Annotated in this window: 24 protein-coding genes; 20 read left to right on the plus strand and 4 right to left on the minus strand. The window is 68.4% G+C overall.

The window, feature by feature from the left end:
* The first annotated feature begins 122 nt into the window (after positions 1-122).
* The 9 genes from gtdA (at position 123) to BM345_RS09390 (ending at position 9,072) form a co-directional block, all read left to right on the plus strand.
* Positions 123-1,199: a gentisate 1,2-dioxygenase gene (gene gtdA, locus BM345_RS09350; protein ID WP_093378241.1), complete on the plus strand. Its 1,077-nt coding sequence runs from the start codon at positions 123-125 to the stop codon at positions 1,197-1,199.
* A gap of 53 nt (positions 1,200-1,252) precedes the next feature.
* Positions 1,253-1,957, plus strand: coding sequence for a fumarylacetoacetate hydrolase family protein (locus tag BM345_RS09355; protein WP_093378243.1), 705 nt, complete (start codon positions 1,253-1,255; stop codon positions 1,955-1,957).
* A 17-nt stretch (positions 1,958-1,974) separates the two neighbouring features.
* Positions 1,975-3,204: a 3-hydroxybenzoate 6-monooxygenase gene (locus BM345_RS09360; RefSeq protein WP_093378246.1), complete on the plus strand. Its 1,230-nt coding sequence runs from the start codon at positions 1,975-1,977 to the stop codon at positions 3,202-3,204.
* A 40-nt stretch (positions 3,205-3,244) separates the two neighbouring features.
* A complete protein-coding gene (locus BM345_RS09365) occupies positions 3,245-4,222 on the plus strand; it encodes a Bug family tripartite tricarboxylate transporter substrate binding protein (RefSeq protein WP_093378248.1) in 978 nt (325 codons plus the stop codon).
* 22 nt (positions 4,223-4,244) lie between these two features.
* Positions 4,245-5,234, plus strand: a complete 990-nt coding sequence (locus tag BM345_RS09370) for a Bug family tripartite tricarboxylate transporter substrate binding protein (RefSeq protein ID WP_093378250.1) — start codon at positions 4,245-4,247, stop codon at positions 5,232-5,234.
* Positions 5,235-5,311: 77 nt separating this feature from the next.
* The gene (locus BM345_RS09375) at positions 5,312-6,670 is read left to right on the plus strand and encodes an FAD-dependent oxidoreductase (RefSeq protein ID WP_254789659.1); all 1,359 of its coding nucleotides are present in this window, start codon (positions 5,312-5,314) and stop codon (positions 6,668-6,670) included.
* 98 nt (positions 6,671-6,768) lie between these two features.
* On the plus strand, positions 6,769-7,344 hold the full coding sequence (locus BM345_RS09380) for a methyltransferase family protein (RefSeq protein WP_093378255.1): 576 nt from the start codon (positions 6,769-6,771) through the stop codon (positions 7,342-7,344).
* 76 nt (positions 7,345-7,420) lie between these two features.
* Complete coding sequence (locus BM345_RS09385; RefSeq protein WP_093378257.1) at positions 7,421-8,242, plus strand: class I SAM-dependent methyltransferase; 822 nt, start codon at positions 7,421-7,423, stop codon at positions 8,240-8,242.
* 173 nt (positions 8,243-8,415) lie between these two features.
* Positions 8,416-9,072, plus strand: coding sequence for a hypothetical protein (locus BM345_RS09390; RefSeq protein ID WP_093378260.1), 657 nt, complete (start codon positions 8,416-8,418; stop codon positions 9,070-9,072).
* A 16-nt stretch (positions 9,073-9,088) separates the two neighbouring features.
* Here the strand turns inward: BM345_RS09390 and BM345_RS09395 are convergent, their stop codons facing one another.
* Positions 9,089-9,484: a helix-turn-helix domain-containing protein gene (locus BM345_RS09395; protein WP_139237489.1), complete on the minus strand. Its 396-nt coding sequence runs from the start codon at positions 9,482-9,484 to the stop codon at positions 9,089-9,091.
* Between the two features lie 234 nt (positions 9,485-9,718).
* A complete protein-coding gene (locus BM345_RS09400) occupies positions 9,719-10,540 on the minus strand; it encodes an IclR family transcriptional regulator (RefSeq protein WP_093378265.1) in 822 nt (273 codons plus the stop codon).
* Positions 10,541-10,656: 116 nt separating this feature from the next.
* On the opposite strand from BM345_RS09400, the gene BM345_RS09405 reads away from it, so the two are divergent.
* The 11 genes from BM345_RS09405 to BM345_RS09455 all read left to right on the plus strand — a co-directional run bounded on the left by BM345_RS09405 (position 10,657) and on the right by BM345_RS09455 (position 19,174).
* Complete coding sequence (locus tag BM345_RS09405; RefSeq protein ID WP_093378444.1) at positions 10,657-11,652, plus strand: TRAP transporter substrate-binding protein; 996 nt, start codon at positions 10,657-10,659, stop codon at positions 11,650-11,652.
* Between the two features lie 8 nt (positions 11,653-11,660).
* Complete coding sequence (locus BM345_RS09410; RefSeq protein WP_093378267.1) at positions 11,661-12,113, plus strand: type II 3-dehydroquinate dehydratase; 453 nt, start codon at positions 11,661-11,663, stop codon at positions 12,111-12,113.
* A gap of 37 nt (positions 12,114-12,150) precedes the next feature.
* Positions 12,151-12,840 carry a TetR/AcrR family transcriptional regulator gene (locus BM345_RS09415; RefSeq protein ID WP_093378270.1) on the plus strand — a complete coding sequence of 230 codons (690 nt, stop codon included), beginning with the start codon at positions 12,151-12,153 and terminating at the stop codon, positions 12,838-12,840.
* A 121-nt stretch (positions 12,841-12,961) separates the two neighbouring features.
* A complete protein-coding gene (locus BM345_RS09420; protein WP_175544953.1) occupies positions 12,962-13,519 on the plus strand; it encodes a TRAP transporter small permease in 558 nt (185 codons plus the stop codon).
* Complete coding sequence (locus tag BM345_RS09425; RefSeq protein ID WP_093378273.1) at positions 13,516-14,796, plus strand: TRAP transporter large permease subunit; 1,281 nt, start codon at positions 13,516-13,518, stop codon at positions 14,794-14,796. Before BM345_RS09420 ends, BM345_RS09425 begins: the two co-directional genes overlap by 4 nt.
* A gap of 48 nt (positions 14,797-14,844) precedes the next feature.
* Positions 14,845-15,849, plus strand: a complete 1,005-nt coding sequence (locus BM345_RS09430; protein ID WP_093378275.1) for a TRAP transporter substrate-binding protein — start codon at positions 14,845-14,847, stop codon at positions 15,847-15,849.
* Between the two features lie 13 nt (positions 15,850-15,862).
* Positions 15,863-16,699, plus strand: coding sequence for a shikimate dehydrogenase family protein (locus tag BM345_RS09435; protein ID WP_217653973.1), 837 nt, complete (start codon positions 15,863-15,865; stop codon positions 16,697-16,699).
* 73 nt (positions 16,700-16,772) lie between these two features.
* Positions 16,773-17,705 (plus strand): acyl-CoA thioesterase, encoded by a 933-nt coding sequence (locus BM345_RS09440; protein ID WP_254789660.1) that lies wholly within the window; start codon positions 16,773-16,775, stop codon positions 17,703-17,705.
* Between the two features lie 13 nt (positions 17,706-17,718).
* Complete coding sequence (locus tag BM345_RS09445) at positions 17,719-18,192, plus strand: CreA family protein (protein WP_093378278.1); 474 nt, start codon at positions 17,719-17,721, stop codon at positions 18,190-18,192.
* A gap of 77 nt (positions 18,193-18,269) precedes the next feature.
* Positions 18,270-18,746, plus strand: a complete 477-nt coding sequence (locus BM345_RS09450; RefSeq protein ID WP_093378281.1) for a helix-turn-helix domain-containing protein — start codon at positions 18,270-18,272, stop codon at positions 18,744-18,746.
* A gap of 14 nt (positions 18,747-18,760) precedes the next feature.
* Complete coding sequence (locus BM345_RS09455) at positions 18,761-19,174, plus strand: VOC family protein (protein ID WP_093378284.1); 414 nt, start codon at positions 18,761-18,763, stop codon at positions 19,172-19,174.
* Between the two features lie 22 nt (positions 19,175-19,196).
* Here BM345_RS09455 and atpE read toward each other — a convergent pair whose 3' ends face one another.
* A complete protein-coding gene (gene atpE, locus BM345_RS09460; protein WP_093378287.1) occupies positions 19,197-19,439 on the minus strand; it encodes a F0F1 ATP synthase subunit C in 243 nt (80 codons plus the stop codon).
* Positions 19,440-19,557: 118 nt separating this feature from the next.
* Positions 19,558-20,622: a GlxA family transcriptional regulator gene (locus BM345_RS09465; protein WP_093378289.1), complete on the minus strand. Its 1,065-nt coding sequence runs from the start codon at positions 20,620-20,622 to the stop codon at positions 19,558-19,560.
* Between the last annotated feature and the right edge of the window lie 20 nt (positions 20,623-20,642).

The raw sequence follows: 20,642 nt of genomic DNA on the forward strand, positions 1-20,642 counted from the left end.
CGCACTCCTTCTGCTTGGGAATGCCATTATCCGAAAACGAGATTTGGCTTATTGGACAACTCGTCTTGAGGAAATAGTGGGGGAGGCGAACAATCCGCCCAACCCCGCCAAGGAGACACGCCATGAGCAGCACTGCCAGCCTGCAGAAGAAGAGTCCGGCCCACAGCAGCGACGAGCGCGCCGCCTACTACGAGCGCATCCGCCCGCTGAACCTTGCACCGCTGTGGGAGTCGCTGCACGCCCTTGTGCCGCGCGAGCCGCAGACGCCTTGCGTACCCGCTTTGTGGCGCTACGACGAGGTCGTCAAGCCGCTGCTGATGCAGTCGGCCGATCTCATCACAGCGGAAGAGGCGGTGCGCCGCGTGCTGGTGCTGGAGAACCCGGCGCTGCCCGGCCGCGCCAGCATCACGCAGTCGCTCTACGCGGGCCTGCAGCTGATCATGCCGGGCGAGGTGGCGCCTTCGCACCGCCACGTGCAGTCGGCGCTGCGCTTCATCGTGGACGGCCGCGGCGCCTACACCACGGTGGAAGGCGAGCGCACCACCATGTCCCCCGGCGACTTCATCATCACGCCCTCCTGGGCCTGGCACGACCACGGCAACGAGGGCATCGAGGGCGTGAGCGAACCGGTGGTGTGGCTGGACGGCCTGGACATCCCCATGCTGCGCTTCTTCGATGCCGGCTTCGCCGAGAACGACGAGAAGCGGGTGCAGACCGTGGCCCGCCCCGAGGGCAACAGCTTCGCCCGCTTCGGCCACAACATGGTGCCGGTGCGGCATGACCACGGCACGCCCACCTCGCCCATCTTCAGCTACCCCTATGCCCGCAGCCGCGAGGCGCTGGCGGCGCTGCAGCGGCAGGAGGCGCCCGATGCGTGGACCGGCCACAAGCTGCGCTACACCAACCCGCTGACCGGCGGCGCACCCATGCCCACCATCGCCACCTTCCTGCAGCTGCTGCCCAAGGGCTTCGCGGGCAAGGTGCATCGCGGCACGGACGGCAGCGTCTACAGCGTGGTCGAAGGCCGCGGCACCGCGCACATCGGCGGCGAGGCCTTCGAGTTCGGTCCGCGCGACACCTTCGTCGTGCCCTCGTGGGCGCCGCTGCGCCTGGATGCGAGCGAGGACGCGGTGCTGTTCAGCTTCTCCGACCGGCCCGTGCAGCAGGCCATGGGCGTGCTGCGCGAAGCCTTTCTCTGAATTCCTTTTGACCCCGATGAGCCGCGGCTGAACAAGCGCGGCAGGAGACTTCCATGGCCTATGTCGTCGACCCGCCGAAAGTGGTGGGCCTTCCCGTGGTCGGCAGTGCCGACCAGTTCCCGGTGCGCCGCGTGTACTGCGTGGGCCGCAACTATGCGGCGCATGCCCGCGAGATGGGCTTCGACCCCGACCGCGAGCCGCCGTTCTTCTTCTGCAAGCCCAATGACGATGCATCCGTCGTGCCGGTGGCTGCGGGCGAGACGGCCACCATTCCCTACCCGGGCCTGACCAGCAACTACCACTTCGAGGCCGAGCTGGTGGTGGCCATCGGCAAGGGCGGCAAGGACATCGCCGCCGAGGCCGCGGCCAATCACATCTACGGCTATGCCGTGGGCCTGGACATGACCCGCCGCGACCTGCAGATCAAGATGCGCGAGCAGGGCCGGCCGTGGGAGATCGGCAAGGCCTTCGACCATTCCGCGCCCATCGGCCCGGTGCGCCGCCGCGCCGACATCGGCGAGCTGAACCACGGCGCCATCACGCTGGCCGTGGACGGGCAGACGAAGCAGAAGAGCGACATCACGCACCTGATCTGGTCGGTCGACGAAGTCATCGCCAACCTGTCGACCCTGTTCGAGCTGCAGCCCGGCGACCTGATCTTCACCGGCACGCCCGAAGGCGTGGGCGCGGTGCAGCGCGGCCAGCAGATCGAGGTGCGCGTGGACGGCCTCGACGCGCTGTCCGTGCGCATCGCCTGAAGCAAGGGAGCAAGGCCATGAACACGCCTTCCTCATCGACTTCCGTCCTGCTGGTGGGCGGCGGCATCGGCGGCCTGGCCTCGGCCCTGGCGCTGGCGCGCCTGGGCATCCAGGTCGAGCTGCTGGAGCAGAGCGCCCACATCGGCGAGATCGGCGCCGGCCTGCAGCTGGGCCCCAATGCCTTCGCAGCGCTGGACGCACTGGGCGTGGGCGAGGCGGTGCGCAGCAAGGCGGTGTTCACCGAGCGCTTGGTGATGATGGACGCGGTGGACTGCAGCGAGGTCGCCTCGGTCGAGGTGGGCGAGGAATTCCGCCAGCGCTTCGCCAACCCCTATGCGGTGAGCCATCGCGCCGACCTGCACGGCGCCATCTTCGATGCGGTGAAGCAGCATCCGCTGATCCGCTTCCACACCTCCGCCGCCGTCGAGCACCTGGAGATCGGCGAGGACGGCGTGCTGGCCGTGACCCGCGACGGCCGCCAGTTCCGTGCGCAGGCCGTGGTGGGCTGCGACGGCGTGAAGTCGGTGGTGCGCGCGGAGTTGCTGGGCGATGCGCCGCGCGTCTCGGGCCACGTGGTGTATCGCGCCGTCGTGCCGGCCGAGCAGATGCCTGCCGACCTGCGCTGGAACGCGCCGGTGGTCTGGGCCGGCCCCAACTGCCACCTGGTGCACTACCCGCTGCGCGGTGGCGAGCAGTACAACCTGGTCGTCACCTTCCACAGCCGCGACAAGGAAGAGTGGGGCGTGAGCGAGGGCAGCCAGGAAGAGGTGCTCTCGTACTTCGAGGGCATCCACGAGTGCCCGCGCCAGCTGCTGAGCCTGCCCACTTCTTGGCGCCGCTGGAGCACCGCCGACCGCGACCCGGTCGAGCAGTGGGGCCGCGGCCCCGCCACGCTGCTGGGCGATGCGGCCCATCCGATGATGCAGTACCTGGCGCAGGGTGCCTGCATGGCGCTGGAAGACGCGGTGACGCTGGGCGAGGCGATCGGGCGATGCCGCCGCGAGGACGGCAGCCACGACCTGCCGCGTGCCTTCCGCCTGTACGAGTCGGCCCGCGTGGCGCGCACGGCCCGCGTGGTGCTGTCGGTGCGCGAGATGGGGCGCATCTACCACGCCAAGGGCGTGGAGCGCCTGGTGCGCAACAGCCTGTGGCCGGGCCGCTCGCAGCAGCGCTTCTACGATGCGGTGGAATGGCTCTACGCCTGGCGCCCCGAACATTGCCTGGACGACGCGCGCGCCCCGGCCTGAACACCCATCCAAACCGAAGAGAAAGACGGAGACAAAGACCATGAACGCATGCCATCTCGCCGCCGGCCTTGCTGCCGCGCTGTCCCTGGGCACCGCCTGGGCGCAAAGCCCCGCCGCCTACCCGACCCGGCCGGTGACCATCGTCACGCCCTTCGCAGCGGGCAGCGGGCCGGACGCCGTGCTGCGCCTGGTCAGCGACAAGCTGGGCAAGCTGTGGGGCCAGACGGTCACCATCGACAACAAGCCGGGTGGCGGCGGCTTCATCGCCATCGACCAGGCCAGGAGAGCGGCGCCCGACGGCTACGTCCTGCTGCAGCTGGACAGCGAGCACGTGGCCGCGCTGCCGCACCTGTACAAGTCGAAGAACTTCAAGACCCTGGACCACTTCGACCCGGTCGCCTCGCTCTTTCGCACGCCCTTCTTCGTGGCGGTGAGCAGCCAGTCGAAGTGGAACAACATGAGCGACCTGATCGCCGCCGCCAAGGCCAGGCCGGGGCAGGTGAGCTACGGCTCCTGGGGCGTGGGGAGCCCGGGCCACCTGGGCGGGCAACAGCTGGACGCGCTGTCCGGCCTGCAGATGAACCACATCCCCTACCGCGAGGTCTCGCAACTCTACGCCCACGTGGGCACGGGCGAGGTGGACTGGGCCTTTGCCAGCATTCCTTCCAGCCAGGGCATCTACAAGGCGGGCAAGCTGAAGTACCTGGCGGTGGCCGCGGCCAAGCGCGTGCCGCAGATGCCCGACGTGCCCACCATGGCGGAGGCCGGCGGTCCTGCGGCGCTGGAAGTGAATTCCTTCGTGTCGCTATTGACCCCCAAGGGCGTGCCGGCCGCGATCAAGGCGAAAATCAACGCCGATGTCGCCAAGGTGATCGCCGACCCGGAGATCCGCGCCCGCTTCGATACCTTCGCGTTCGAACCGCTGGCCTGGTCGCCCGATGAGATCACTCGCAACGCCGAAGCCAAGTCCAGGATCTATGGCGAGCTGGTGCAGCGGGGCAACATCAGCCTTGACTGATTCCATTACCAACTACCACCACATGCGAACCAACAAGACCAAGAGAGCCCTTCTTCTTTCCGCCCTCGGCCTGGCCGCCGGCACCCTGGTGCCCGCGACCGGTGCCTTCGCGCAGCAGGCGGCCTGGCCGACCAAGCCTTTGCGCATCCTGGTGGGCTTCCCGGGCGGCTCCACGCCCGACATCGCGGCCCGCACCATCGCCGAGCCGCTGTCCAGGGCGCTGGGGCAGCCGGTGGTCATCGACAACAAGCCGGGTGCCTCGGGCAACATCGCGGCCGACACGGTGGCCAAGGCCACCGACGATCACACGCTGGGCGTGGTCATCAACGGCAACCTGACCTCGTCGAAGATGCTCTACCCCAACCTGCCCTACGACCCGGCCAAGGACTTCACCTACCTGTCGCTCCTGACCACCGCGCCGCTGATCCTGGTGACGCCGGCCAACGAGCCCTCGGGCGCCGCCTTCCTCGACGCGGCGAAGAAGGCTGGCGACAAGTGGAACTATGGCTCGGTGGGCGTGGGCTCGGTGGGCCACCTGGGCATGGAGCAGCTGCAGGGCCGCGTGAGCGGCATGGCCTCGCAGCACATCCCCTACCAGGGCAATCCGCAGGTGGTCACCGCCATGATCGGCGGCCAGGTGCAGATGGCGCTGATCCCGCCGGGCGTGGCCATGCCGCAGATCAAGGCCGGCAAGCTCAAGGCCGTGGGCCTGACCAGCGGCCGCAGCACGCTGGTGCCCGAGATCCCCTCGCTGGGCGACGTGGGCGTGAAGGACTTCAACCTGGAGGTGTGGACCGCGCTGCTGGGCCCGGCCAATCTCTCGAAGGCCGCGCAGGACCGCATCGCCAAGGAGCTGGCCATCATCATGAAGGACCCTGCCGTGCGCCAGCGCCTCTTCGACCAGGGCTGGCAGGCGGTGGGCACCTCGCCCGAGGGCATGCGCACGCGCGTGAAGGAGGAGTCGGCCATCATGTCCAGGATCATCTCCACCAAGGGCATCAAGCTGCAGTAAGCCTGCCCTCGCGCCGCCGGTCTTCGCGGGCCGGCGGCTTTTCTTTTTTCGTTTCACGGATGAAAGCGTTCCAGAACATGAGTGAGCAACTGATCGAGCCAGCCCGCCCCTTGCCGGTGTTCGGTGAATTCGACGTGGTGGTCATCGGCGGCGGGCCGGCGGGCATCGCGGCCGCGCTGAGCGCCGCGCGCCACGGTGCGCGCACGCTGCTGGTGGAGCGCTACGGCTTCCTGGGCGGCATGGGCACGGCCGGCGGCGTGACCAACTTCGCCGGCCTGTACGGCCGCGTGAAGGGCGAGATGCGCCAGGTGGTTCATGGCGTGGTCGACGAACTGCTCGAGCGGCTCGAAGCGGCCGGCGGCCTCAACAAGCCGCAGGACGGCATGGGCGGGCGCATCCGCGTGCGCTCCTACGACATCTCGGCGTACAAGTGCGCCGTTGATCCGCTGCTGATCGAGAGCGGCGTGCACCTGCTCTTCCACGCCTGGGCTGCGTCGGTGATCCGCGAAGGCTCGCGCATCAGCGCGCTGGTGGTGGAGACCAAGTCGGGCCGCCAGGCGATCCGCGCCAATGCCGTCATCGACTGCTCGGGCGACGCCGACGTGGCCGCCTTCGCCGGCGTGCCCTTCGAAGTGGGCGACGGCCAGGGCAGCGGCCTCTTTCCCACCACCATGTTCCGCGTCGGCCAGGTGGACGCGCCGCGCGCCCTGGCGGCGGTGGGCGAGTTCAAGGCCATCAACGACCTCATGGACCGCGCGCGCCAGGAACGTCCCGGCGCGTACGACTTCCCCCGGGAAGGCGCCATCCTGCGGCCGCAGATCGACCCGCGCGAATGGCGCGCCAACGTCACGCAGATCCGCAACGCCAAGGGCGGCGCGATGAACGGTGTGGACGCGCAGGAACTGAGCGACGGCGAGATCGAGGGCCGGCGCCAGATCCGCGAGTACTTCCGCTTCCTCAAGGCCGAGGTGCCGGGCTTCGAGCAATCCTCCATCGTGGACATCGCGCCGCAGGTGGGCATCCGCGAGACGCGGCGCATCCACGGCCTGTATGCGCTGACGGGCGAGGACATCCTGTCTTCCGCCCGCTTCGACGACCGCATCGGCGTCAACGCCTGGCCGATGGAGCTGCATGCCGACGGCCGCATCGACTGGGGTTTCCCGCGCGATGCGGACAATGCCATCAACGAACTGCCCTGGCGCATGCTCGTGCCGCAAGCCGTGGACAACCTGCTGGTGGCCGGCCGCTGCGCCTCGATGACGCACGAAGGCCAATCGGCCGCGCGCGCGAGCGGCGGCTGCTTCGTGATGGGGCAGGCCGCCGGCACCGCGGCCGCGACGCTGGGCAACGCCCGCTTCGCCAATGTGGACGTGAAGGCATTGCAGAAGACGCTGGTCGCCGACGGCGTGTGGCTGGGCGAGGCCAGGCCGGACTGAGTCCAGCGGAGATTTCAGTCCGCGCGGCAGACCTGCGGCATTGACCGTCCGCGTTGCGGGGGGCAGATTCATTCCCGATCAACAGGGAGAACTGCCGCATGCTCTACGTCTACCGCTATCTGTTTCCGGCCTTGTGGTTCGGCTGGGCCGCCTACTGGTGGGCGCGCTCGCGCGACGTCAAGGCGACGGTACGCCAGGAGCCGGTCCTTTCCCGGGTCCTGCACATCGGCCCGTTGGCGCTGGCCATGGCGCTGGTGTGGGCGCCAAGCGTTCCGTGGATTCCAGCGTTGCAGCTGCGCCTGCTCCCGCGTGGCCCCGCGGCCTTCTTCGCGGGCGCTGCGCTCACCTTGGCGGGCCTGCTCTTCACCGTGTGGGCGCGCGGCTACCTGGGCCGCAACTGGAGCGGTACGGTCACGCTGAAGTCGGATCACGAACTCGTCACCACCGGCCCCTACGCCATCGTGCGCCATCCGATCTACACGGGACTGCTGCTGGCATTCGTTGGCGGCGCCGTGGGCCGGGGCACGCTGGCCGGCGTGCTGTCGGTGCTGGTCGCCGTGCTGGCGCTGTGGCGCAAGCTGCGCATGGAAGAGCGCTGGATGCGCGAGCAGTTCGGCGAGACGTACGTGGCCTACAGCCGGCACGTGCCGGCATTGATTCCGTTCCTTCCCTGAGCCGGTGACTGGGGCGCTCGCTCGTCAAACGCCCGTGCGGTGGCTACCATGGCCGACTCCCCTGGAGCCGAACACCATGAACTCTCCCAGTGGCGATCGCGTGTTTTCCGGATCCATTGCGCAGCTGTACGAGCAGTACATGGTCCCCATGATCTTCGAGCCCTATGCCATCGACCTGGCCGGGCGGGTCGCTGCGGTGCAGCCGTCTTCGGTGCTGGAGATCGCAGCGGGAACAGGTGCGGTCACACGTCATCTTGCGAACCGGCTCCCCGCGGACGTCCCCATCACGGCGACCGACCTCAACCAGGCCATGATCGACCATGCCGCGGGCATCGGCACCAGCCGCCCGGTGACGTGGCGCCAGGCCGACGCCATGCGCCTGCCCTTGGAGGACGGCAGCTTCGATGCCGTGGTGTGCCAGTTCGGCAGCATGTTCTTTCCGGACCGCGTGGCGGGCTATGCCGAGGCGAGGCGGGTGCTGCGTGAAGGCGGGACGCTGCTGTTCAATGTCTGGGACCGGATCGAGGACAACGAATTCGCCGACGTCGTGACCCAGGCCATGGCGCGCTTGTTCCCGGACGACCCACCGCGCTTTCTCGCGCGGCTGCCGCACGGCTACCACGACAGGGCCGCCATCACGGACGATCTGCTTCGCGCCGGATTCGCCGGAGCCAACCGGATCGACACGCTTGCGATGCAGAGTCGGGCCGACTCGGCCCGCACCGTGGCGATCGCCTACGTCCAGGGCACGCCGCTTCGCAACGAGATCGAGGCACGCGACGCCAGCCGCCTGGACGAGGCCACGGGGGCCGCCACTGCAGCCCTCGAGCAGCGCTACGGCATAGGCCCGGTCAGCGCGAGGATCCAGGCCCACGTGATCGTCGCGCCGCGCGGCTGATCCAGGGCCGGAAAAACGCACGCAGGTCAACGCCGGAGCCTGCAAGCGCGCCATTCGTCTTTTCCGAGTAATCCCAAAGTTCGCTTAGTGCAAGCGCGCAACGCCACTGCATTTCCAAGTAACAGGACGTGTGTTGAAATCGCTGCCCCGCTTCCGATGGAGCATGAGCAACGATGGGCAGAAAGCTGGCGCTTCTCGTCTGTGCGACGGCGCTGATTGGCGGTTGTGCCACCCCGCCGGCCACCACGCCGGGCACGGGGTCGGGCGCGGCCTACCTGCCGCTGGTCGACATGCAGGGCGTGGACCCGCACGCGCTCGCTGCCGACGTCGCGGCCTGCCGCGACACGGCTTCCAGCGTGCAGGTGATTCCCATCAAGGGCGAAAGCAGCGATGTCACGGACGCCCTGGTGCTCGGCGTCGGGCTGGTGGTGCCCTTCGGCTTCGTCGGCATGGCGGTGATCTCCGGCATCGCCTCGGGCATCGTCGACCCGAACAGGCCGCGCCTGGCCGATGACCCGCTGCAGCAGAAGACCCTGGTCAACTGCATGGCCCGCAAGGGCTACCGCAACCTCGACCCCAACGTGAGCGTGGCCTACGCGGCCCGCCTGGCCGAGCCCGTGGCTGCGCCGCGCAACGGCCGCGACACCTACATGGCCGAGAGCTTTGCCAAGGCGAACATGTGCGAGGGATCGGTGCGCACCGTGCTGGAAGGCAAGGGCCCGGGCTTCGAGCGATACAGCGTGGCCTGCGGCAACGGCAAGCGCTTCATGCTGCGCTGCGAATTCGGCAACTGTGCGCCTGAATCGCTGGCGGTGGCTTCCGGCGAATGACGCAGGACGGGGCGCTTCAGCGGCCGCCGGTGCCGGTCCAGTTGGCGGCCTCCGTGGGCGCCATGAGTTCTTCCAGCCGCTCGCGAGGCAACGCGGCTTCCGGCGTCATCGCCAGCTGCTGAAAGCACTCGCCCACCTCTCTTCGCACATGCGGCGGCAGCCGCATCAGCGCACTGGCCAGCGCTTCGAGCTGGTCGGAGACGGTGGGCCGTGCGCCGTCGTGGCCCAGAGCCGGGTGAAGCAGCTTCCACGGCACCACGCCGAAGACTTCGGCCAAGGCTTCCAGGTGGGCGAGGGTGGGATTGCCTGCGCCGCCGGCATAGCGGCCGATGCTGGTGCGGCCGATGCTCAGGTTCTTGGCGTCGGCCGCGCGTTCCACCGCCAGTGCGGTCGCAGGGCCCTTTTCGCGCATCAGGCGATTGAGGTTCGAAGAGAAGGTTTGGAGCGATCGATGTGTCATGTCCCGTCGACGAGCCGCATGGCGATTTCGCCGTCGTCTCTCGCAAGCATTCCATGGCGGCAAGCATCCGGCGGGTAGGAAAGCTTCCCGGCGCATTGGAAGAAGGCACCGCCAATCCGGGCGCCTTCACACGATGGTTTTCAACCCGAATCGAACGGGTCCACGTTGCGTCGAGTAGCGCCCCGGCTACCCCGAGCGGCGCAGCGTGAACAGCGGCGAACTCCCGCCGGCCAGCGCCAGCTCGTGCGCCGCCTGCAGCAGCGGGCGACCCAGCTCCTGCATGCGCAGCGCGCTCAGGCGCAGCAGCGGCCCGGCGATGGTGATGACGGCGATGGTGCCCTGGTGCCGGCGTGTCACCGGCGCGGCCATGGCGGTCATGCCGGGCGCGTAGGACTCCACGATCATGCTGAAGCCGCGCTTGCGATCCTCCTCCAGCGTCTTCATCAGTGCCTTGAAGGTGGTGGGCGCCTTGGGGCCGAACTGCGCCGGCTGGCCGAAGCCCTGGCGCGCCACCAGCTCGGTGGCGCGCTCCTCGTCCAGCGTCATCAGCCAGGCATGGCCCCCCGCGCTGCAGGACAGCCGCACGTCGATGCCCATGTCCGGGTCGTAGCGCAGCCCGGTCCGCGCGCCCTGCGCCTTGGCCACGAAGATCAGGCTGTCCCCATCGACCAGCGCCAGGCGCACCAGCTCGCCCGAGACCTCGGCCAGCCGGTCGATGATGGGCTGCGCGATGTCGACGATGCCCGCGCCGCCCAGGAAGTTCAGGCCCAGCGCGGGCATCTTCGTGGTCAGCGCGTAGTCGCCCTGCTCGCGCAGCTGGCGCACGTAGCCGCAACGTGAAAGCTCGGCCAGCAGGCGGTGGCAGGCGCTGCGCGGCAGGGCCAGTTCGTCCGCCAGCTCGCCCAGGGCGATGCCCTCGGGCTGGTGCGCGAGGCATTCGAGAATGGCCAGCACGCGCTCCACGGTGCCGCTGGGTGTGACGGGGGACGGTGTCTTGTTCTTCTGCATGGTGGAATGAGATTCCAGGCTGGAATGGTGTTCTGGCTTGCTTCCTATCATGCCGCAGCACGTTCTCTCGAACGCCAGCCGATCATCAACAAGGAGACAAGCCAGTGAAGACTTTCATGCGCAGCGCCATCGTGAGCGCCGCCCTCGCCACCGCCACCTGCCTGGCGTTCGCGCAAGACGTGCAGGAGCGCGTCATCAAGTTCGGCCACCTCAACAACACCGATCACCCGGTGAGCATGGGCGTGAAGAAGTTCGCCGAGCTGCTCGCGGCCAAGAGCGGCGGCAAGCTGAAGGTGCAGGAATTCCCGTCCAACCAGCTGGGCAACGAACTGCAGCAGCAGTCGGCGCTGCAAGGCGGCGTGCAGGAGATGTCGGCACCGGCTACCACCTCGCTGGCCGGCATCGTCAAGGAGTTCGGCCTGGTCGACTTCCCCTTCTCGGTGAGCAACTATGCGCAGGCCGATGCGCTGCTCGACGGCCCGCTGGGCCAGGCGCTGATCGCCAGGCTGCCCGAGAAGGGCCTGGTCGCGCTGGGCTACTGGGACCTGGGCTTTCGCAACGTCACCAACAGCCGCCGCCCCATCACCAAGGCCGAGGACCTGGACGGCCTGAAGATCCGCGTCATTCCCAACCCCGTGTTCCTCGACACCTTCAAGGCCTTCAAGGCCAACCCGGTGCCCATGCCCTTCGCCGAGCTGTACGGCGCGCTGGAGTCGAAGGCGGTGGACGGCCAGGAGAACCCCTTCGCGGTGATCCTGTCGAACAAGTTCTTCGAGGTGAACAAGTTCGTGAGCGCCACCAACCACGTGTACGCGGCCAACATCGTGCTGGTCAGCAAGCGCTTCTGGGACAAGCTCTCGCCCGCCGAGCAGAAGATGATGCACGAGGCCGCCGACGAGGCGCGCGGCTACCAGCGCAAGGTCAGCCGCGAGGCCGCGGCCAAGGCGGTGGGCGAGCTGCAGGCCAAGGGCATGCAGTACAACGAGGTGTCGCCGGCCGAGCAGGCCCGCATGCGCACCGTGGCCAAGCCGGTCACCGAGAAGTTCGCCGCGGCCTACGACCCGGCCATCGTGAAGCTCTACAACGACGAGCTGGCGCGTCTGTCGAAATGAGCGGTTCCATGACGAAGATCCTGGTCCTGCACGGACCCAACCTCAACCTCTTCGGCCGCCGCGAGCCGCACATCTACGGCACCACCACGCTGGCGCAGATCAACGAGCGGCTGGGCGTGCTGGCAAACGAGCTGCAGGTGGAACTGGAGATCTTCCAGTCCAACCACGAAGGCGCGCTGATCGACAAGTTCCACGAGAACATCGACATCGCCGCCGGCGCGCTGCTCAACCCCGCCGGGCTCACGCAGCACGGCGTGCCGCTGCACGACGCGATCAAGGCCATGCCCTTCCCGGTGCTGGAGATCCACATGTCCAACATCGCGGCGCGCGAGACCTGGCGGGCGCACTCCATCATCTCGCCGGCGGTGAAGGCCACCATCCAGGGCCTGGGCTGGCGCTCGTACACCGCGGGCCTGCGCGCGCTGGTGGAGACGGTGCGCGAGGACAAAGCCGCGGCCTGAAGAAGTCCGGACGCCGCAAGGCTCCTATACTTCATGAATGAACGAACTGGTACACGCCGGCACGCGCAAGAAGGTCGGACGCAGCGCCGCGCCTGCGCGCAAGGCGCCGGGCCGCACCAACGACCCGGAACGCACCCAGGCCAACATCCTGGAAGTGGCCGAGGCGGAGTTCGGCGAGAAGGGCCTGGCCGGCGCGCGCATCGACGAGATCGCAGAGGCGACCAAGACCAGCAAGCGCATGATCTACTACTACTTCGGCAGCAAGGAGGGCTTGTACCTCGCGGTGCTGGAGGAGTCGTACCGGCGCGTGCGCGACGTGGAGTCCGAACTCAACCTGCAGGACCTGGAGCCCGAGGACGCCCTGCGGCGCCTGGTGGCCTTCACCTTCGACCACCACCTGCACCACGAGAACTACATCCGCCTGGTGATGTCCGAGAACATCAATCGCGGCCAGTACATGGCGCAGAGCCAGCGCATCCAGGACCTGAACGTGCCGGCCATCGCGGCCATACGCAACCTGTACGAGCGCGGCGTCAAGTCCGGCGCGTTCCGCAAGGGCCTGGACCCGGTGGACATCCACGCCTCGATCTCGGCGCTGAGCTTCTTCAACGTGTCCAACCGCCACACCTTCGGCACCATCTTCAAGCTGGACATGCTCTCGCCCATCTACATCGCACAGCGCCGCGCCAACGTCACCGAGATGGTGGCGCGCTTCGTGCGCAAGTAGAAGCCGCCTCGCGGCTCCTTTCGGAAACACCCGCTGCAGTCTTCGGACGGCGGGCATGGGTTTTCCCGAAATTGAAAAACTAACCAGTCCGTACAAAATTTATATAACAGGAGACTTTCCCGTGATACAGCGCTTGATCGACGGCATCTGCCGTTTGTTTGTCGTCCTGATGGTCGTGAGCCTGGGGCTCATGGTCGTGATGGTGTTCGGCAACGTCGTGCTTCGCTACGGCTTCAATTCCGGCATCACCGTGTCGGAGGAGCTGTCGCGCTGGATGTTCGTGTGGATGACCTTCCTGGGTTCGGTGGTGGCGCTGCGCAACCACGCGCACCTGGGCACCGACACGCTGATCAAGCGCCTGCCGGTCGCGGGCCGCAAGGCCTGCTTCGTGATGTCGCACCTGCTCATGCTGTTCATCTGCTGGCTGATGTTCCGTGGCGCATGGGAGCAGACGCTCATCAACTACGGCACCACCAGCGCGGTGATGGAGGCCTCGATGGCCTGGTTCTACGTCAGCGGCGTCGTGTTCGCCGTACTGGCGGCGCTGATCATTGCGCACAACCTCTGGAAGCTGCTCACCGGCAAGCTGGCCGAAAGCGATCTCGTCACGGTTTCCGAGTCGGAAGACGACGTGCCCCACCAACAACAAGCCCCCGCCGCCGCGAAGGAGCAGGCATGACCATCACCATCTTCCTGGGCGCGCTGCTGGGCGCCATGGCGCTGGGCGTGCCGATTGCCTTCTCGCTGCTCATCTGCGGTGCCGCGCTCATGTGGCACATGAACATGTTCGACGCGCAGATCCTGGCGCAGAACACCATCGAGGGCGCCAACAGCTTCCCGCTGCTGGCCGTGCCCTTCTTCATGCTGGCCGGCGAAATCATGAACGCCGGCGGCCTGTCCAAGCGCATCGTCAACTTCGCGATGACGCTGGTGGGCCACATCAAGGGCGGCCTGGGCTACGTGGGCATCATGGCGGCCGTCATCATGGCCGCCCTGTCGGGCTCGGCCGTGGCCGACGCTGCCGCGCTGGCCGCGCTGCTGCTGCCCATGATGAACCGCGCCGGCTACGACACCGCGCGCTCGGCCGGCCTGCTGGCCTCCGCCTCCATCATCGCGCCCATCATCCCGCCGAGCATCGGCTTCGTGATCTTCGGCGTGGCCGCCAACGTGTCGATCTCCAAGCTCTTCCTGGCCGGCATCGCCCCGGGCCTGATGCTGGGCGGCGCCCTGTGGCTCACCTGGTGGTGGCTGGTGCGCAAGGAGAAGATCGAGGCCGCCCCGCGCGCCAGCCGCGCGGAGGTGCTGCGCTCGCTGAAGGACGCCGCCTTCGCGCTGGTGCTGCCGCTCATCGTGGTGGTGGGCCTGAAGTTCGGCGTGTTCACGCCGACCGAGGCGGCGGTGGTGGCCGCGGTGTATGCGCTGTTCGTGTCCACCGTGATCTACGGCGAGCTCAAGCTCAACCAGCTCTTCGGCCTGTTCGCCTCGGCGGCGCAGACCTCGGCGGTGATCATGTTCCTGGTGGCCGCGGCCATGGTCTCGGCCTGGATGATCACCGTCGCCAACCTGCCGGCAGAGATCGTCACGCTGCTCAAGCCGCTGCTGGACAACCCCACGATGCTCATGTTCGCCATCATGGTCATCACCATGCTGGTGGGCACCGCGATGGACATGACGCCCACCATCCTGATCCTCACGCCGGTGTTCATGCCGCTCGTCAAGGCCGCCGGCATCGACCCGGTGTACTTCGGTGTGCTGTTCATGATCAACAACGCCATCGGCCTCATCACCCCGCCGGTGGGCACCGTGCTCAGCACCGTGGCCGGCGTCGGCAAGGTCAGCATGGACGACGTGACCAAGGGCGTGTGGCCCTTCATGGTCGCGCAGTTCCTGCTCATGTTCCTGCTGGTGTTCTTCCCCAGCCTGGTGACCGTGCCCGCGCGCTGGCTGGCCGGCTGAGCACCCAACCGCTTTTCAACGACGACAACGACGAAACGGAGACCCACCATGAAACGCCTCTTCCTCAAGTCCGTGCTGGCGGCCGCGGCCCTGTGCACCCTGGGCGGCATCGCCCAGGCGCAGCAGGCGCGCACCATCAAGTTCGCCAACCAGAACGCCGAGGGCCACCCCATCGTGCTGGGCATGCAGAAGTTCGCGCAGATCGTCGAGGCCAAGTCGGGCGGCAAGATGAAGGTCAACGTCTACCCCGGCGGCGCGCTGGGCAGCGACCAGGCCAACGTGTCGGCCCTGCAGGGCGGCACGCTGGAGATGGCCTCGATGAACTCGGGCATCTTCGCCAGCATCGTCAAGGACTTCGCCATCTACGACTTCCCCTTCCTTTTCGGCAACGCGAAGGAAGCGGATGCGGTGGTCGACGGCCCCTTCGGCGCCGGCCTGCACAAGAAGCTGGAAGACAAGGGCCTGGTGGGCCTGACCTACTACGAGCTGGGCTTTCGCCAGCTGACCAACAGCAAGCGCCCGGTGGCCAAGGTGGAGGACATCGCCGGCCTGAAGCTGCGCGTGATCCCCAACCCGATCAACGTGGACTGGGTGAACGCCCTGGGCGCCAACCCCACGCCACTGCCCTTCCCCGAGCTGTACGCCGCGCTGGAGCAGAAGGCGGTGGATGGCCAGGAGAACCCGGTGGCCACCATCCGCGGCGCCAAGCTGTACGAGGTGCAGAAGTACATGACGCTGACCAACCACCAGTACAACCCGCAGTCGGTGGTCATCAGCAAGCGCTTCTGGGACTCGCTCTCGGCCGACGAGCAGAAGGTCCTGCAGGACGCCGCCGTCGAATCCGCGAAGTACGAGCGCGAGCAGTCGCGCGCGCAGGCCGCCAGCATCATGGACGAGCTGAAGAAGAGCGGCATGCAGGTCACCGAGCTGACTCCGGCCGAGGTGACCAAGCTGCGCGACAAGATGAAGCCGGTCATCGCCAAGCACAGCGCCTCGGTGGGCGAAGCCACCGTCACGGCCGTGATGGCCGAGCTGGAAAAAGCCCGCAAGTAAAGGAAGCGCGCACGTGCAGATCGATGGCCGGACCGAGGTGATCGCGCACCTCGGCTACCCCACCCATGCCTTCAAGGCACCGATGATCTACAACCCGTACTTCGAGGCGGACGGGATCAACGCGGTGGTGGTGCCCTTCGCCTGCCGTGCGGAGCACTTCGCGGACAGCCTGCGCACGCTGTTCAGGATGGACAACGTGCGCGGCGCGCTCGTCACCATGCCGCACAAGGTCAGCGTGGTCGAGTTGCTGGACGAGGTCACGCCGACCGTGCGCGTGGCGGGCGCCTGCAACGCCGTGCGGCGGCTGCCCGACGGGCGCCTGGTGGGCGACCAGTTCGACGGCGCCGGCTTCGTGCGCGGCATGCAACGCAAGGGCCTGCAGCTGGCGACCACTCGCGCGCTGGTGGTCGGCTCGGGCGGCGTGGGCTGCGCCATCGCGGCCTCGCTGGCGCAGGCCGGCATCGCCGAACTGGCCCTGTACGACGTGAACGATGCCGCCGCCCGGGCCCTGGCTGGGCGCCTGCGGCAGGAATACCCGCAGCTGCCGGTGGGCACCGGCAGCGCCGACCCGAAGGGCTTCGGCCTGGTGGTGAACGCCACGCCGCTGGGCATGAACCCGGGCGATCCGCTGCCCTTCGACGTCGAGCGCCTGGACGAAGGCGCAATGGTGGGCGAGGTGGTGATGCGCAGCGAGACCACCGCGCTGCTCGCCGCCGCCCAGGCCCGCGGATGCCGGGTGCAGGTGGGCACGGACATGCTCTTCGAGATGATCCCGGCCTACCTGGAGTTCTTCGGCCTGCCGAGCACCACGGCCGAGCGGCTGCGCTCTCTCGCGCGGCTGCAGTACTGAGCCGCCCGGCAAGAAGCAGCCGCGGGCCCAGCGGCTGACCGCCGCGGGACAGGGGCAGGGCGCAGGATTTGCTATGTTCCTGCGTTCCCCTTCCCGCGATGCCCGCCCCATGAACTCCACGCCCAACCCCACCCCCGATGCCGCCACGGCGGCGCGCCATGTCACCGACCTGGTCGCCCTGATGAAGCTGGAGGCCACCGGCGAAGACCGATTCCGCGGCCAGAGCGAGAACATCGGCACGCCGGCGGTGTTCGGCGGCCAGGTGCTGGGCCAGGCCCTGGTGGCCGCCAGCCTCACGGTGCCGGCGGACCGCCCGGTGCATTCCATGCACGCCTATTTCCTGCTGCCGGGCAAGCATGCGCCCATCGACTACACCGTGCACCGTGCGCGCGACGGCCGCAGCTTCACCACCCGCCATGTCATCGCCAGGCAGGAAGGCCGTGAGATCTTCGAGATGGCGGCCTCCTTCCAGACGCTGGACGAAGGCATCGACCACCAGGACGCCATGCCGCAGGCATCCGATCCGCTGTCGCAGCCCAGTGAACTTGAGCGCCGCATCGCGCTGGGCGAGCGCGTGCCGGCCGACTACCGCTTCCGCGGCCTGATCTCGCCGGGGCTGGAGGTGCGGGTGATGGATGCGCCCGACCTGCTCTCGCCCCAGCCCAGCCCGCCACAGTCGATGATCTGGCTGCGCGCCATCGCGCCGCTGCCCGACGATCCGATGGTGCACCGCGCCCTGCTGGCCTACGCCTCGGACAACGGCCTGCTGCGCGCCGCGATGAACCCGCACGGACTGACCTTCTTCAGCACCCGGTTGCGCGCCGCCAGCCTGGACCATGCCATGTGGTTCCACCGCGATTTCCGACTGGACGACTGGCTGCTCTATGTCGTGGATTCGCCCAGTGCCCAGGGCGCCCGCGCGCTGTGCCGCGGCAGCATCTTCACGCGCGACGGCCGCCTGGTGGCCTCGACCGCGCAAGAGGGCATGCTGCGGGTCAAGACCTGAAAGGAGCCACTGGATGAAGTCCGCAGTGACCGCGCTGTCCCTTTCCCTGCTGCTTGCCGGCGCCGCGCATGCCGAGCGCGTGGGCGCCGTCGACACCGTCTTCAAGCTCATCGGGCCGGACCACAAGGTGGTGGTCGACGCCTACGACGACCCGAAGGTGCAGGGCGTGTCCTGCTACGTGTCGCGTGCCGTCACCGGCGGCGTGTCCGGTGCGCTGGGCCTGGCCGAGGACAAGGCCGAGGCCGCCATCGCCTGCCGCCAGGTGGGCCCGATCCGCATCGCGCAGCCGCTGCCGCGTCAGGAAGAGGTGTTCAGCGAGCGGCAGTCCATCCTCTTCAAGCGCCTGCGCGTGGTCCGCATGGTCGACAGCAAGCGCAACACGCTGGTCTACCTGAGCTACTCCGACAAGCTGATCGAGGGCTCGCCGCAGAACGCCGTGGCGGCCGTGTCGGTGGACGCGGCTTCGCCGATTCCGCTCAAGCCGTGAACGGCCGCGCCCGGCGGATGCGGCGTCCATTGGCACGGCCTGCGCGCGGTTTCTTCTGAGACGAGGCGCGACCCGGCATGGCCTCGCCCCTTCCCCTGCAGACCCCCGAACTCCTGCGCCGCCTGCTGCGCGCGAAGGACCGCATGGACGCCGCCTCGCACGAGGACTGGCCGGTGGAGCGCCTGGCGCGCGTGAGCCACGTGTCGGAGGCGCATTTCGCGCGCTCCTTCAAGCAGGCCTTCGGCATTCCGCCGCACCGCTACCTGCTCACGCGGCGCATCGAGCGGGCCAAGACGCTGCTGCGCGACACGGATCTCCCGATCACCGACATCGCCTTCCAGACCGGCTGGGCCAGCCTGGGCACCTTCGGCCGCACCTTCCGCGACATCACCGGCGAGAGCCCCGGCAGCCTGCGCGAGCGCGAGCAGGCCGTGGCGAGCCAGCTGGGTCGCGTGCCCGCCTGCTTCCTGAGCGCGGCCGAGCGCCCGAAGCTCACCAGCGCAGTTTCGGAGAAGCGCCGCCGCGCCTCGGACGATACAAACGAGACCCGATGAACAAAGGAGTTTCGATGACCCAGAAGCAAGGTGTGGAAATGATCGGCCTGTACGTGCGCGACCAGGACGAGGCGCTGGCCTTCTACGTGGACAAGCTCGGCTTCAAGGTGCACACGGATGTGCGCAACGGCGACTTCCGCTGGCTGACGGTGCAGCATCCCGAGCAGCCCTCGTTCCAGCTCGGCCTCTTCGTGCCCGGCCCGCCCACGCTGGACGCGCAGTCGGCGCAGGCGCTCAAGGCGCTGGTCGCCAAGGGCGCAATGCCGCCGATGCTGCTGACGGTGACGGACTGCCGCGCGGCCTACGAGCGCATGCGCGCCCTCGGCGTGGAGTTCACGCAGGAGCCGGCGGAGCGCTATGGCTCGGTGGACGCGAACTTCCGCGATCCTTCCGGCAACGGCTGGAAGATGTCCCAGCCGCGCGGTTGAACGCCGCCGCTTCGGTTGCGGCTCAGCCGCCGAAGGGGTTCGCGGTGGCGAACCACAGCGCGATGCCGGTGGCGATGATGAAGGCGCCGTCGGTCACGCCGGCGGCCAGGAAGAAGGTGGTCTGCAGCTGGTCCTTCAGCTCCGGCTGACGGGCCGTGCCTTCCAGCAGCTTGCCGCCCAGGTTGCCGATGCCCAGGCAGGAGCCCAGCGCGGCAATGCCGATGAGCAGCGCCACGGCGAGGGGAAGGATGTCGAAGCCGGTCATGATGTCTTTCCATGCGAGGGGCCGTCATGCGTGGCGGCCCGGTTGCTGCCGTCACCCCCTTGGTTCCGGCTGGCTCCACTGTCGCCGCCGCACCGCATGGCGTCCATGACCTCCCAGGTCATGAAAGCAGTGGCGCCTGCTGCGGTGCCAACGGGGTGCCGGCAAGCGCCGCCCGCATGCCGCCGAAGCGCCGCCGGTACTGCGCCGGCGAGAGGTTCACGCTGCGCTTGAACAGGCGGCTGAAGAAGGCCGCGTCGTCGTAGCCCACTTCCTCTGCCACGGCTTCCACCGGCTCTTCGGTGGTCTCCAGCAGGTGCTTGGCTTCCTCGATGCGCAGGGTCTGCGTGTACTCCATCGGCGTCATCCCGGTGGCCAGCTTGAAGCGGCGCTGGAAGGAGCGCTCGGCCAGGCCGCTGAACTGTGTCATCGCCGACACGGGCGCAGGGTGGGTGTAGTGCTCGGCCACCCAGGCCTGGCAGCGGCCGATGACGGCGTCTTCCACCTGGCGCGAGCGGGCCATGCGGGCAAAGGGCTGCTGGCCGACGTGGTGCCAGTCGATCAGGTTCAGGCGCGCCACCTGCATCGCCGCCTCGATGCTGGTCAGCCGCGCGATCAGGTACAGCGCCAGGTCCATCCATGAGCTGCCGCCGCCGGCCATCACCAGGCGCTGGCCTTCGCCGGCCGTGACCATGGCGCGCTGCGGCCGCACGCGCGCCAGCGGATAGCGTTGCTGCAGCATGTCGCAGAAGGCCCAGTGCGTGGTGGCGTCCTCGCCGTCGAGCAGGCCGGCCTCGCCCAGCAGCAGGGCGCCGGAGCAGGCGGTGGCCAGCAGCGCGCCCTGCGCGTGGCAGCGGCGCAGCCACGCCACTTCGGCGCGGTACAAGCCGTCGATCGGCCTGGCCGGCGACACCATCAGCTCGGGCACGCACACGGCGGTGGGCGCGCCCAGTTGTTCGAGCGAGCAATGCGCCTCGATGGGCACTTCGTTGGCCACGCGCACCACACCCGCTCGCGTGCTGACGATCACCGGCTCGAGCAAGGCAGGCCCCGGGTCGCCGCCTTCGACCATCGGCCAGTCGCGGCCCGCGCACTTGAACAGGTCGTACATGCCATAGACCACCGACGCAGCGGTTTCCTGCGTGACCAGGATGGCAAGGACGGGGAGCGACGGGCGGCTGGACATCGGCGGCCTCCGTGGGGATG

It is taken from the genome of Variovorax sp. OV329 (genome assembly GCF_900114785.1).
Classification (GTDB): Bacteria; Pseudomonadota; Gammaproteobacteria; order Burkholderiales; family Burkholderiaceae_C; genus Variovorax.

Bases quoted from the DNA above. Each gene is read 5' to 3' on its own strand.
- gtdA (WP_093378241.1), top strand. From the start codon at position 123: ATGAGCAGCACTGCCAGCCTGCAGAAGAAGAGTCCGGCCCACAGCAGC.
- BM345_RS09355 (WP_093378243.1), top strand. From the start codon at position 1,253: ATGGCCTATGTCGTCGACCCGCCGAAAGTGGTGGGCCTTCCCGTGGTC.
- BM345_RS09360 (WP_093378246.1), top strand. From the start codon at position 1,975: ATGAACACGCCTTCCTCATCGACTTCCGTCCTGCTGGTGGGCGGCGGC.
- BM345_RS09365 (WP_093378248.1), top strand. From the start codon at position 3,245: ATGAACGCATGCCATCTCGCCGCCGGCCTTGCTGCCGCGCTGTCCCTG.
- BM345_RS09370 (WP_093378250.1), top strand. From the start codon at position 4,245: ATGCGAACCAACAAGACCAAGAGAGCCCTTCTTCTTTCCGCCCTCGGC.
- BM345_RS09375 (WP_254789659.1), top strand. From the start codon at position 5,312: ATGAGTGAGCAACTGATCGAGCCAGCCCGCCCCTTGCCGGTGTTCGGT.
- BM345_RS09380 (WP_093378255.1), top strand. From the start codon at position 6,769: ATGCTCTACGTCTACCGCTATCTGTTTCCGGCCTTGTGGTTCGGCTGG.
- BM345_RS09385 (WP_093378257.1), top strand. From the start codon at position 7,421: ATGAACTCTCCCAGTGGCGATCGCGTGTTTTCCGGATCCATTGCGCAG.
- BM345_RS09390 (WP_093378260.1), top strand. From the start codon at position 8,416: ATGGGCAGAAAGCTGGCGCTTCTCGTCTGTGCGACGGCGCTGATTGGC.
- BM345_RS09395 (WP_139237489.1), bottom strand. From the start codon at position 9,484: ATGCGCGAAAAGGGCCCTGCGACCGCACTGGCGGTGGAACGCGCGGCC.
- BM345_RS09400 (WP_093378265.1), bottom strand. From the start codon at position 10,540: ATGCAGAAGAACAAGACACCGTCCCCCGTCACACCCAGCGGCACCGTG.
- BM345_RS09405 (WP_093378444.1), top strand. From the start codon at position 10,657: ATGCGCAGCGCCATCGTGAGCGCCGCCCTCGCCACCGCCACCTGCCTG.
- BM345_RS09410 (WP_093378267.1), top strand. From the start codon at position 11,661: ATGACGAAGATCCTGGTCCTGCACGGACCCAACCTCAACCTCTTCGGC.
- BM345_RS09415 (WP_093378270.1), top strand. From the start codon at position 12,151: ATGAACGAACTGGTACACGCCGGCACGCGCAAGAAGGTCGGACGCAGC.
- BM345_RS09425 (WP_093378273.1), top strand. From the start codon at position 13,516: ATGACCATCACCATCTTCCTGGGCGCGCTGCTGGGCGCCATGGCGCTG.
- BM345_RS09430 (WP_093378275.1), top strand. From the start codon at position 14,845: ATGAAACGCCTCTTCCTCAAGTCCGTGCTGGCGGCCGCGGCCCTGTGC.
- BM345_RS09440 (WP_254789660.1), top strand. From the start codon at position 16,773: ATGTTCCTGCGTTCCCCTTCCCGCGATGCCCGCCCCATGAACTCCACG.
- BM345_RS09445 (WP_093378278.1), top strand. From the start codon at position 17,719: ATGAAGTCCGCAGTGACCGCGCTGTCCCTTTCCCTGCTGCTTGCCGGC.
- BM345_RS09450 (WP_093378281.1), top strand. From the start codon at position 18,270: ATGGCCTCGCCCCTTCCCCTGCAGACCCCCGAACTCCTGCGCCGCCTG.
- BM345_RS09455 (WP_093378284.1), top strand. From the start codon at position 18,761: ATGACCCAGAAGCAAGGTGTGGAAATGATCGGCCTGTACGTGCGCGAC.
- atpE (WP_093378287.1), bottom strand. From the start codon at position 19,439: ATGACCGGCTTCGACATCCTTCCCCTCGCCGTGGCGCTGCTCATCGGC.
- BM345_RS09465 (WP_093378289.1), bottom strand. From the start codon at position 20,622: ATGTCCAGCCGCCCGTCGCTCCCCGTCCTTGCCATCCTGGTCACGCAG.